This window comes from Enterococcus sp. FR204 (assembly GCF_031143325.1).
Lineage (GTDB): Bacteria > Bacillota > Bacilli > Lactobacillales > Enterococcaceae > Enterococcus_B > Enterococcus_B faecium.
In genome coordinates this window covers 15,681-28,569 of record NZ_JAKZIW010000029.1, presented here as the reverse complement: position 1 = coordinate 28,569, position 12,889 = coordinate 15,681, and the positions used below count along the sequence as shown (strand labels likewise).

Annotated in this window: 8 protein-coding genes and 1 pseudogene; 4 read left to right on the top strand and 5 right to left on the bottom strand. The window is 39.5% G+C overall.

The features are described 5' to 3' along the window. Nucleotides 1–678: ATP-binding cassette domain-containing protein (locus tag RG571_RS07940; protein ID WP_308947602.1), on the top strand; the 678-nt coding region annotated here is incomplete at its 5' end. Nucleotides 679–954: 276 nt separating this feature from the next. On the opposite strand, the gene RG571_RS07935 is transcribed toward RG571_RS07940, so the two are convergent. Both RG571_RS07935 and RG571_RS07930 read right to left on the bottom strand, forming a co-directional pair. Then, a complete protein-coding gene (locus tag RG571_RS07935) occupies nt 955–1,296 on the bottom strand; it encodes a YlbF family regulator (RefSeq protein WP_131774691.1) in 342 nt (113 codons plus the stop codon). A gap of 67 nt (nt 1,297–1,363) precedes the next feature. Further along, a complete protein-coding gene (locus RG571_RS07930; protein WP_308947599.1) occupies nt 1,364–3,535 on the bottom strand; it encodes a PBP1A family penicillin-binding protein in 2,172 nt (723 codons plus the stop codon). 210 nt (nt 3,536–3,745) lie between these two features. On the opposite strand from RG571_RS07930, the gene RG571_RS07925 reads away from it, so the two are divergent. Further along, nucleotides 3,746–4,603, top strand: coding sequence for an RluA family pseudouridine synthase (locus tag RG571_RS07925; protein ID WP_002297741.1), 858 nt, complete (start codon nt 3,746–3,748; stop codon nt 4,601–4,603). Nucleotides 4,604–4,673: 70 nt separating this feature from the next. Here RG571_RS07925 and RG571_RS07920 read toward each other — a convergent pair whose 3' ends face one another. The 3 genes from RG571_RS07920 to RG571_RS07910 are packed head-to-tail and all read right to left on the bottom strand — an operon-like array spanning nt 4,674 to nt 9,520. After that, nucleotides 4,674–5,531: an ROK family protein gene (locus RG571_RS07920; RefSeq protein WP_002285988.1), complete on the bottom strand. Its 858-nt coding sequence runs from the start codon at nt 5,529–5,531 to the stop codon at nt 4,674–4,676. Next, the gene (locus tag RG571_RS07915; protein WP_131774689.1) at nt 5,516–8,218 is read right to left on the bottom strand and encodes an alpha-mannosidase; all 2,703 of its coding nucleotides are present in this window, start codon (nt 8,216–8,218) and stop codon (nt 5,516–5,518) included. Before RG571_RS07915 ends, RG571_RS07920 begins: the two co-directional genes overlap by 16 nt. 12 nt (nt 8,219–8,230) lie before the next feature. Next, entirely contained in the window at nt 8,231–9,520 is a 1,290-nt protein-coding gene (locus RG571_RS07910) for a glycoside hydrolase family 125 protein (RefSeq protein WP_002319606.1), read from the bottom strand. 149 nt (nt 9,521–9,669) lie between these two features. Here RG571_RS07910 and RG571_RS07905 point away from each other — a divergent pair, with 149 nt between their 5' ends. Both RG571_RS07905 and RG571_RS07900 read left to right on the top strand, forming a co-directional pair. After that, on the top strand, nt 9,670–10,716 hold the full coding sequence (locus tag RG571_RS07905) for a substrate-binding domain-containing protein (RefSeq protein WP_002319605.1): 1,047 nt from the start codon (nt 9,670–9,672) through the stop codon (nt 10,714–10,716). Between the two features lies 1 nt (nt 10,717). Further along, nucleotides 10,718–12,871, top strand: a pseudogene (locus RG571_RS07900) (GH92 family glycosyl hydrolase). The last annotated feature ends 18 nt before the right edge of the window (nt 12,872–12,889 follow it).

The window sequence follows — 12,889 nt, the reverse complement described above, 5'->3', positions numbered from 1 at the left end:
GACTCACTCAAGCCGATTATCGATCATTTTTCTCTAGAGGTGAAAGCTGGAGAAACAATTGCTTTTGTTGGGCCATCTGGTTCTGGAAAATCTACACTCCTTAACTTATTGATTGGATTTATCCAGCCGTCTTCAGGGAGGATTTTCCTAGATAATCAGCCTTTGGATGAATTGGATATGCGAAGTGTGCGTAATTATTTAGCCGTTGTTCCTCAAACCACTTTGTTGTTCTCCGCTTCGATCAAAGAGAACATCACTTATGGCTTGAAAAACGTATCAAAAGAACGTTTAGATGAAGTCATCGAAGCTGCGCAAATTTCTTCACTGATTGACCAGCTTCCTGATGGTCTAGATACCTTAGTAGGCGAACATGGCAACAAGCTGTCTGGTGGCCAAAAGCAACGTATCTCCATTGCACGAGCGTTGATACGTCAGCCAAAAATCATTTTGCTAGATGAAGCAACCTCAGCTTTAGATAACCAGTCAGAGAAAAAAATCCAGCAGGCCCTGAATTACCTGACAGAAACACCCACTACTTTTATTGTGGCTCATCGGCTTTCAACGATCAAAGAGGCAGATAAAATCGTTGTGATCGATGAAGGAAAAATCGTTGAAATAGGTACTTACGAAGAACTGTTAGCTCAAAAAGGCTATTTCTACCGCTTGAAAAATGAATGACAAAAAAATAGGAGCTATGACAAGACTTTTGTCGTAGCTCCTATTTTTGAATAAAAGGTGTTCTCCTGCCAACTCCTCGGTCACAAGTCACAGTAGTCATCAAACATGAGAAGCTGTTTTTTGAAATTGTTCCTTGTAACTCAGAGCTAAACGGTAGGCTCACGACCTCTTGGTAAACGGTGTTCAAGAGATAGCCTATCGGCAATAAGAAGCAATTTTGTCATCGCTCAAGGCCGAACGTCTCTTTCACACCCTCTGTTGTTTCATAAAATAGTTTTATTCGCTGTAAAGGTCGCGAACTGGTGTCATGATGATACGGTTCAAGTCATTGATGATTGTACTGAAGTCTTGCTCTTTTTGCATCAAGTCATTGATTACTTCTTCTGATTGGATTTTCACAGCCATTTCTTGTGCTTTCATTGCATCTTCGTCGCTGAATTCTTGTCCACTCATTTGTTTTTCTTGTAATTCGATTTGCATCGCTTGGAAGTCTTTGAACAGTTTGTGTGCTTCTTCGTTTGCTTGTACTTTCTCGTACGCTTCTTTCAACGCTTTGAATTCTGGTAATTCACGGATCTCACGTTCGATTTGATTCGCGCTATCGTAGATGTTTGACATGTTATGCCCTCTTTTCTTTTAGTAGTTACTCTCTATTGTAACATGGGGTTATTCGTTTTCAAAGGGTCTACTCTCCTTGATATTTCCGCCAGAGGTCTTTAGCCGCTTCACCAATTCCCTGAACGCCTTCTTTCACCATATCGCCGAAGCTTTTCAGCCCTTCTTTTGCTTGTTCACCATATTGATTCAAGTTATCTTGCCAATTTCCAGACTCTCCATTAGAATTTCCTGTGTTTCCAACTTGATCTGCAGCTACCACTTGTCCTCCTGTGGCATAGGCATCTGCTACACTAAATCCTGTTTTTGAAGTATACGGAAGGATGCCTTCTGCCGCTGATTTGAAGACTCTCCCGACAACATTTCCACTTGTCCCTTCCAAATAGTGCAGCTTGCTGGATTCTTCGTAACCCATCCATGTCGAAATCACTACGTCTGGTGTGTAACCGATCATCCATTGGTCATTTGCTTTTGTGGCATCGAAATTAGTTTCTGTGGTTCCTGTTTTCCCTGCTATCGTATAACCTGCAGGATTCGCAGCAGCCGCTGTTCCATTTGAAAATGTACCAAGAAGCATGCTGGTCATTTCATCGGCTGTTTCCTTTGATATGACCTGTTTTGGTTTTTTGTTTGTGTTATCGACGATCACCGCTCCAGTCGAATCAACGATTTTCGTGATAAGATGCGGCGTATACATCTGACCATCATTGGCAAATGCACTGTAAGCACCCGCCATGATCAATGGAGATACTCCTTTTTCCAGTCCACCAAGGGCTAAGCCATAATACTTATCAGATTTTGCTAAAGGCAGGCCGAATTCTTCTGCTTTATCATATCCTTTTTGTAAACCGATCTCATGCAAAAGCCATACAGCAGGCAAATTCAAACTTTGTGCAACAGCTTGATACATCGGTACTTCTCCTTGGTATGTCCCGTCAAAATTATGCGCATCGTAATAACTTTGCGGTTCGTCTTTCAAGATACTGGAAGGCTTGTATCCAGCTTCCAGTGCTGGTGTATATACGCTTAATGGTTTGATCGTTGATCCTGGTGAACGACGCATCTGTGTAGCAAAGCTGAATCCTCTAAAGACATGATCTCCTCTTCGTCCTACTAGTGCTTGTACACCACCTGTATTCGGATCTAAAGCTACTGAAGCAGATTGGACCATGGCACCATCTGAAGCATTTGCTGGGAATAATGCACTGTTTTGATAAGTAGCTTCTAATTGCTTTTGATAATCCTGATCTAAAGCTGTATAGATTTTATAGCCTTTATTCATGACATCTTCTTCATCAAGACCATACTCGTTAACTGCTTCATCGATCACTGCATCAAAATAATAAGGATAACGATAACCAGAATCTGAATTATCGTATGTGTCATTAAGATACGCGCTGATATCTGTCTGGCTTTCTGCTTGTTCTTGTTCTTTTGTGATTTTTCCGTTTTCTTCCATTACACTTAGTACTGTGTTTTTCCGATCATTCGCATTTTCTGGGTGATCGATCGGATTATAAATACCAGGACCTTTCAGCATTCCTGCCAAAGTAGCAGCCTCAGACAGCGTAACATTCGTTGCATCTACTCCAAAATACTTTCTGGAAGCGTCTTGGACACCCCATACCCCGTTGCCAAAATAGGCATTGTTAAGATACATGGTCAAGATTTCTTCTTTGCTGTACTTCTTTTCGATCTCGATTGCCAAAAATAATTCCTTCGCTTTTCGATCAAACGTTTGGTCTAATGTCAGATACGCATTTTTGGCAAGCTGCTGAGTGATCGTACTTCCTCCGCCCCCTGATGTTCCGCCAGACAAGACCATTCGGACTGCTGCACGGGCAATCCCTTTGATATCAAACCCGTGATGCTCGTAAAAATTCCTATCTTCTGTCGAGATTACTGCATCTTGGATATAGGGAGAAATCGCGTTTAATTCTACATATGTTCCTTTTTGGGCGTACAGTGTGCCAGCTTCTTCGTTTTTCTTATCATAAATGACTGTCGATTGGCTTAATCCTGATTTTAACGTTTCGACATTTGCTTGTTTTGCTAAAATAAAGAGGTAGATACTTGTCACTAAGACACAGATCAAACCAATCAGCAAAATCAATTTGTTCACATGATATTTTTTCCAGATGCGCTTTCGCCATCGATGGAATTGTCCGAGATATGGTCTGATCCAACGCCAAAAACTGATCAAAGCAGCTTTTATCTTTTCTAAAATGCTTTGAAAATCCATTTGCTTCTTCTCCTGTCTATTCGATTCAATCGTCTTATTTTACCATAGTGAAAGAGTGTTTTCTTCCTGCTTAAGTTGTAGTTCAATATGTTTTTTTACGTTAGTGCAAGTAGAGTAACATAAGAATGAACAGAAAAATGTAAGTTTTTTCTTAAATATGTTTTAAAAATGGTACAATTAGTCTGCAATTGCACTGAAAGGAGTACACTTGTGAAAATCACGATCACTTTACCTATGAACCATCCTGAAACAACGATTCGCGACTTGCTTGAAAAGGAATGGTTAGTCCCTAGAAAGGTTCGACACTTTTTGCGTATACGTAAAAACGTTTGGATCAATCAACAACCTGCTTTGTTCCATCATGAAGTAAAGGGCAATGACCAGATCACATTGTTATTCGAAGAAACAGATTATAATTATCAAGAAGTCCAGCTTGGAGATGCGGCGCACATCCGCGTTTTACATGAAGATGAGCATTTGATTATAGTTGATAAGCCTGCAGGAATGAAGACTCATCCAAATGAACCGACAGAAAACAGTACCTTGCTCAATCATTTAGCTGCTTATCTCGACACTAAACAGCAACGACCTTACGTTGTCCATCGCTTGGACAAAGAAACAAGCGGTGCCGTTTTATTTGCAAAAAATCCATTTGTCTTGCCGATACTTGGAAGAATGTTGGAACAAAAAATGATCTATCGGAGATATCAAGCCATCGTATGGGGAGAAATTGCCAAAGATATGACCATCACCAATAAAATTGGACGAGATCGCCATGATCGGAGAAAAAGGGTCGTAGATGATAAAAATGGTCAGAGCGCCTTGACACATGTCACTGTCAACAAAGTACTTTCTGAACAAACACAAGTCTATTGTGTTTTGGAAACCGGACGTACACACCAGATCAGAGTTCATTTAGCTCATAAGGGACATCCGATCGTTGGAGACCCTCTCTACCAAAATAGAACAGCTGAACGACTGATGCTCCATGCATTAGAACTGCACATGATCCATCCATTTACTCAAGAAAAAATAGTCGGTAAAGCTTTACCTGGATTATGGGAATAGAAAGAAAAAAGAACAGAGTCTTATCAGCAGATAATGATAAGACTCTGTTCTTTTTGTGTAATTTGTCTGCTTACTTTTGATGTTCGTGTTCTGCTAACAGCAAACTACCGATAATCCCACTTTCATTCGGCAGTCCCCAACGAACGATATATTCACTTACTTGAGGTGTTTCCATATAACCACCCATCAATTCAACAAATTGCTGACGGATTTTTTGAAGGAGATGATCCTGATTCATTACCCCACCGCCTAAAATAATCTTTTCAGGTGCTAACGTCAACGTATAGTTGATCAGTGCTTGAGCAATATAATAAGCCTGAATAGCCCAAACAGGATGATCTTGCGGCAGATCTTGCCCTTTGATCCCTGTGCGTGCCTCAATAGACGGTCCTGCTGCTAATCCTTCTAAACAATCTTTATGATAAGGACAAGTACCTTCATAATGGTCATCTGGATGGCGTTTCACCCAAATATGTCCCATTTCAGGATGTGCGATCCCTGAAAAAATTTCTTCATTGATCACGACACCTGCACCGATTCCTGTTCCCACGGTAAGGTAAATACAACTATTTTTTCCTTGTGCTGCTCCTTGCTTCAATTCCCCATATGCAGCAGCATTGACATCCGTTGTCCAAGCAGCAGGAATATTGTAGCGTTCCTTGATTGTGCCAAGAAAATCGAATTGTGCCCACCCTTTTTTGGGAGTTGCCAAAACGTATCCGTAATTATCTTTTGTTTTGTCGATACCAATCGGGCCGAATGAGCCAATCCCGATTCCCTTCAATTCATAACGATCAAAAAATTCAAATACCTGATCCAATGTTTCTTCTGGTGTTGTGGTAGGGATACTTAATTTTTCTAAAATTTCTCCACCATCTGAAACCGCACACACAAATTTTGTTCCGCCTGCTTCTATTCCGCCATACATTCGTTTTCCTCCTCGAATCCGATTGTCCGAATCTCATAAGGTTGGATTATTGGGACAACCGCTTGCTTCGTTGGTTCTTCAAGCAGATTCAATATGACAGTTTTTCCATTGTCTTTAGTTATTTCCAATTTTTCTAAATGACTAGACATATTGAAACCTCTTACTACTACTTTATCACTAAACTTGCTGCGTTTCAAAGCTGTAATTGCAAACGTTTCACTTTTTATCGTTAAATATTGTTGTTTTGAAATCAATGTTCCTTCATGATGTTTGATTTGTTGAGTGGAAAAAGGAATCTGTGCTGCGTATGCATGCAAATAAGTAGAGAATTTTTCTTCTGGTCCATGTAGTTCAATGCTGTAATTGAACCGATGCTCACCTAGACACTGTGCTTCTGGTGTTGGAAAATATCCCCAATCGCCTAGTTCTCCCACACTGCGAAGTAGCGTCACTGCGATTTGTCCGTCTTCTGTTACTTCATATTCATTCAAACCAAAGTTTCCGACTGTTACACCGTACTCTTCATCATGAATATTGACAAATGCTTGCTGATGTTGCGGATTCGTGGGGTTTTCCCAACTTTTAGACACATGGTTTGGGCGCTTCACCACTTCAAAAATACTATCTGCTTCGTGATGTTCCACATGTAACTTTGTAGGAAACAAGACACGTAAGCGATGATCTTTCATCTGATTGTCGAGAGTCGTTTCAAAGTCGATTTTTTTACTATCTTTTCTGATTGTCATGATTGTTTTTATTTGAAGGATTCGTTTTTCTTTGGATCGTTCTGCTTTTCGATAACGAAATTCCACAACCATCTGCTGTTCTTTTTCTAAACGCTCGTCTGCAGAAACAGGGATTTCCATTTCCTGTAGAATACTTATTTTTGCTATTTCCGGTGTATCTACTAATACTTTTACTTCAGAGTTTTCTTTGTTACTGGATAGGATTGGCTGATCATAGAAAGGTTGTTTAAAGATATACTCATTTCCTATATCGCCGATATCTTCAAAAATATGCAGATTATTCAACTTTCGTTTGTTTTTGCGATCTTCCATTGTAATGGTACCATTTTTTTCAATCGTCAAATGTAGAGGGCCGTTTTCGATGATTCGTCCACTCTGATGAATCATTGTTTCCTTTTCTTCTGCTTTCGCTTCCCCTTCTACAAGCGCGAATGTTTCCCAAGAAAATGCTGGCATGTTTTCTAATGGTAAAGTCACTTTGATCATTTTTACCATATATGGCACACGGAAACGGTCTTTCGGCAAATCATAACCAAATTGGACAGTTTCTTCAGATAAAATAGCTGGTATAGTGGCCCCACTTTTTGTTTCTACATGATACTTACGTTTAGGCAAATTTTCTAACTCTTGATATAGTTGTTCAGGTATTCCTTCAGCGAATCTTTTTCTTTCTAATTCGATGGTTATTTCTGCTTCACCAGTTTTATCCATTCCTGCAGTATTTACAATGACAAATGGAAAGCTGTCTTTTGGGAATCCGGTCGTATCGATTGCTGCGGTCAGCTGTTCTAAGGAATCTTGTGCAAGATACTTTCCAACTTCATCTGCTTTTTCAAAACGAGGTATCATTTCCCGATGGACAGAATCGACTGAACAACCGCAAATACTGTCGTGAGGATGATTTTGCATTAATGTCTTCCAAGCATAATCTAATTGATCATGGGGGTAGTTTCCACTAACTTCATAAGCTATCGTCGCAAGTGGTTCTGTAATATTTTCTAGCTGTCGCTGGACCTTGGTATTCCATTGTTTTAAGTAAACCCGAGCAGATGCTGTATTGGCTAAAGTATACCAGCCATCCGTTTCTTGACTTGTCAATTCTCCTTCTACTGAGCCTAAGTCTTCTGGCACATCTTTTTGAACTGCTTCCAGATAGTCAGTAAAATTAGAATGAATAAACTCGTAATCTGGAAACAGTTCATTTGCGAGATGGATTGCTTTTGATATATCTTTTTGTACCGGTTGATGATCAACACCATTCATCATCAATAAGTGGTTCGTAGAGGCATATTGTTCTGCATCCGCTAATTTTTGCTTCCAAAAGGCAAGAGCTGCTTCTTTTTCTACTGGAATCTCATTCCCGTTGCTATACCAATTGGCAAATAGCAGACCAAAGATTGCTGTTTGATCAGGTCCTTTCCACCACATCTCTGAGTATTGGGAAGAATAGTTTTCTGCTTCCAAAACTTGATTATCAAAGCCAATTGGTTTTACACCACGGCCAAACGCTGCTGCTGAAATACCAGCTTGTTTCATTAATTGAGGCGTCTGTCCCATATTTCCAAATGTATCGGGAAAATAGCCTAACATGACAGGGGTTCCCCATTTACGGCTTTCTTCCATGCCAATCAGCATATTTCTCACGTTCGATTCCGAGCTGATAAGAAAATCATCTTGCAAGATATAAAATGGTCCAATTCTCAATTTTCCTTCATTGATTGCTTGTTGGATTGCCTGTCTTTTTTCTGGCCTTACTTGAAGATAGTAATCTAAAATAATCGTTTGCCCATCCAAATGAAAACTGTTGAAGGACGGATCAACTTCAAATAGCTCTAGTAGATCGTCTATCAATTCAATCAGTCGCATGTGATGCTGTTCGTAAGCCATGTACCATTCACGATCCCAGTGGCTATGAGAAATGATATATACTTTCTTTTTCATTTACGATACCTCCTACTTTTCTACTCTAATATCAAAGTAATCCATGACTAATTCGCAAAACATCATATTTGCCCAAGAAAACCATTCTCTCGTATAATTTTCAGGATTGTTCACATCGAATCCTTCGTGCATAAGGTGTGTTCCTGCGTCAGTTGCTACAAGTAAATTCAATATCCGCTCTTTTTCAGATTTGTCTGACGTTGTCATTCCTTCCATAGCTAATGCAATCGGCCAAACGTATTTTTCTGGCGTATGGGAGGATCCAATTCCTTTTGCGTACTTTCCTTCATAGAAATATGGATTTTCTTTACTCAACAATGTTCTTCTTGTTTGCAGATAATCTTCCTCTTGTTCAGAACAATATCCCAAGTAAGGTGCGGCGATCAGATTGGGCACATTACTGTCATCCATGACTGTGGCGTTTCCCATTCCATCTACTTCATATGCATAAATCGTTTGCCCTTTTTGATTAACCGTTCGTCCGTGATTCTGAATCCCATCTTGGATCTCTTTCTTCAATTTCTGTGTTTGCTGTACAATTTCTTTATCATCGAGTATCGTTTGAAAAATTTCTTCCACATAACCTAACACGACCACCGCAAACATATTGGATGGTACCAGATATCCATAACGGCAAGCATCATCGCTAGGACGGAAACCAGACCATGTCATTCCTGTAAAAGCTGTTTTTGCACCTCGACCGTCATTGATCAGCGTATCTTCTTTTCTTGTCGTGTCTCGTACAAATGTATAAGGAGAGTGTTCATGATCTTGCTCTGTTTTGAACACGTCCAAGATTTTTTTGATACCTTCAATAAAAGATTGATTGAATTGATCAGTTTTTCCTGTATTTTTGTAAAGAAGATAGGCCAACTGTATTGGGTAGCATAAAGAATCAATTTCATATTTTCTTTCCCAGATCCAATCGTTCATTTTTGTATGATCTGTTTGGTGGCCAGCACCGTTAGCTTCTTCGTTGAAGGCATTCGCATATGGATCGATATTGATATAAAAAAATTGCTTTTTGACTAACCCGCTGATCATGTCAGCTAATTCCTCATCTTCTTTTGCAATCACTAAATAAGGACGAACTTGTGCAGTAGAGTCTCTTAACCACATCGCTGGAATGTCTCCCGTCAATAAAAAGGTGGTTCCGTCATTTTGCTTTTTGACTGTTGTCAACAGAGTATTGGCAAATGCTGCTGTAAAATTCTTTGCCCAGTCCGCATGGATATCCCCACATTTTTGTGTGATATCTTCCATAAATTTCTGCACCGATTTTGGTATATCTTTATAAACCACTAATAAAACCTTCTTTCTATTTGATATATCTTTAAAGATTATACTTCATACAACCAATTATGTCTACGCTTTCAAAAAATATCTTTTTATTTACTTTTTCATCCATTATGGTATTATTTAAATATGATATATCATTAAGAGGTGTTTATATGAATCAACCATTGTACCAGACAATATTTAATGATTTGCAAACGGCTATTTTAACTGGTGAATTACCTGTAGACAGCCAACTACCAACTGAAAAAGAACTTTCACGTACCTATAAAGTAAGCAGAATCACTTCCAAACGTGCATTGACTGAATTAGAGCAATTAGGACTTATTTATCGCGTTCGCGGGAAAGGCAGTTTCGTTAAATCCGCTTCTCCGGAACAGATGCTTGCTTCTCCTACAAAAACACGACGGATTCTGTTTCTTCTTCCATATGTCGCTGATTTGTCTGTTGGTGATTTTAGCAAGGGATTGAACCCTGTGATGCAAGATAAACAGATTGATGTCATGATGACGACGCTTGACTTTCTACAAAATAAAACAGCAAAAGAGCTAATCAATGAATTTGACGGATTGATTTATTATGCTCTTGATACAGAACAACATCTTGACTTACTTTTTGAGCTTTCATTGAAAGAATTCCCTGTCGTCGTATTAGATAAAAAAATCTATGAGTTACCTTTTCCTACCGTTCTTTCCGATAATTTCCAAGGCGGTGCGCTTGCTGCCTCTTATTTGATCGAACAGGGTCATTCAAAAATCGCTTATTTGTTTGGTACGCAGACTCATCCACAATCCGTTCGACAGCGTTACCTTGGTTACCTTGAAGCATTGGACAAAGCTGGTTTGACTTTCCACACTTCACTGGATGACAAAAGCGCGACATTAGATGAATTGCTTTCTTATATCACTAAGTATGAAGTAACTGCTTTTGTTTGTGAAAACGATGTTGTCGCTATCCAGACCATGAATCTCTTGAGACAGCATGGTTATCATATCCCTGAAGATTTTTCAATTATCGGATTTGATGATATCCAAGCAGCAGCTCTTGTTGACCCGCCACTGACAACCATCGCACAAGATTTTGAACAGTTAGGTAAGCTTGCGGGAGATGCTTTGGTCACTTGGTTAGAGACAAAAGATCGACCATCCGATAGTAAATTTCCAGTTTCATTCATCAAAAGACAATCAACAAAGGAGAAATAAAATGAATATCGGTCAAATAGATACTAGACATGCAACAGCGAATCAGCCAAATTTCTCTAATGGGAACTGCCAGCCTTATACTGGCGTTCCTTTTGGGATGAATTATTTTGCACCGCAAACTACGGATCAAAACGGCAGCTGGTGGTTTCATCCTGATGACCGCGTTTTTCAAGGCTACCGTCTTACCCATCAACCAAGTCCTTGGATGGGTGATTTCAGTCATATGCTGTTTACGCCGATCAATGGAAAACTACAGGAGAACACCCTTTTCCATGCTCAAAGTTCTTACCGCCCAGAAGAAAGTATATTTTGCCCGACTCATCTGTCGATCTGTCAATTACGTTATGGCATCTGTTCTACATTGATACCTAGCATGTATGGCGGAATCTTATCTATTGATTACAGCAAAAATGATAGCGGTTTACTTTTATCCTTTCCGGGACGCCATCAGCTCTTTGTTATAGATCCTTACACAGTGGAAGGAAAAATCACACATTTTGCTGGTTCAGAAGATCCTGATTTTTCTTTTTATTTTATATTGAGATTTGAATATCCTTTAACAATTGATGAGTTAGCTGTTTCCAACAAAAATAGCGACTCGATCCCGTTGTATTTTGAACAGACAAAAAAACAAACTATCCGATTTGGGACATCTTTTATCAGCTCGGAACAAGCAGCTTATAACCTGGAACTAGAACAAAACCAAAGCAAAGAGACTTACCTTGCTCACAGTCAAGAACAATGGCAGTCCTATTTTGATCGTATACAGCTCACACACCATGATCAACAACAATTGCGGACGTTTTATCATAATTTATATCGGGTGTTTTTATTTCCACAAACATTTTATGAAATTGATCCTAGTGGGCAAAAAATCCACTATGATACGACTAGTCGATCTATAAAACCTGGTGTTCTCTATACAAATAATGGTTTTTGGGATACGTATAAAACGGTTTATCCTCTTTATTCTTTGATTGCTGTAGAAAAATACGAAGAAATGCTGGAAGGTTTTTTGAACAGCTATAGAGAAAGTGGCTATTTGCCAAAATGGCTGTCTCCTGATGAACGTGGACTTATGCCTGGGACATTGATCGATGCGGTCATTGCAGATGCTGCTGTAAAAGATATCCGACGAGACTTGATGCCTGAATTTCTAACGGCAACGGAAAAAGGTGCTACGGTTCAAAGCAAACATCCAAATTATGGACGACAAGGAACAGAAGATTACTTGACATATGGCTATGTTCCTAATCACTACCACGAATAAGTCAATCACACATTAGACTATGCTTATAGCGATTTTTGTATTAGCCAAGTTGCCAAGGTAATAGAAGAGGAGGAAATGGCGAAGAAATATCAGCAGCAATCATTGAACTATCAAAATATCTTTGACTATGAGTCAGGATTTATGCGTTCAAAAGATAAAGATGGCAAGTTCAGAGAACCATTTTCAGCTAATCGTTGGGGACAAGATTATGCAGAAGGAAGTGCTTGGCAAAGCAGCTTTGCTGTTTATCACGATTTTTCAGGACTGATCGGAAAATATGGTGGCAGTGAGAGATATAAAGAAAAACTCATTGAGCTGTGCAATCAGCCCCCAACGTTTGACCCAGGAGGATATGGTTTTGAGATCCACGAAATGAGTGAGATGGCCGCGATAGAATTTGGACAATTAGCTATTTCAAACCAGCCAAGTTTTCACTATCCTTACTTGTTCAGTTATATAGGACAACCTGAAATGGCACAGCCACTGCTTAAACAGTTGATGACTCAGACCTTCGACGATTCTCCAATGGGTTACCCTGGAGATGAGGACAATGGAAGTATGTCCGCTTGGTATATCTTCAATAGTCTGGGATTTTATCCTGTCACGCCTGGAACCGGTGAATATGTTATCGGTATGCCATTAATTGACAAGGCTGTTTTGCTTTTGTCAAATGGAAAGGAATTGACGATTGAAGCAACGCCTAATCGGCCGCAGCAACAATTTATCCATAAAATCAAACGGATGGACAAAGAATATACGAAATTATATTTTACCCATCAAGATTTGCTGAAAGGCGGCACGATCTCTTACCAATTAGGGATCGTCCCTCACCCTAAGAAATATCAAGCAAAAGATTTGCCTTTTTCCTTATCAAACTATAATTAACAAGAGGTTGTGAAAAAG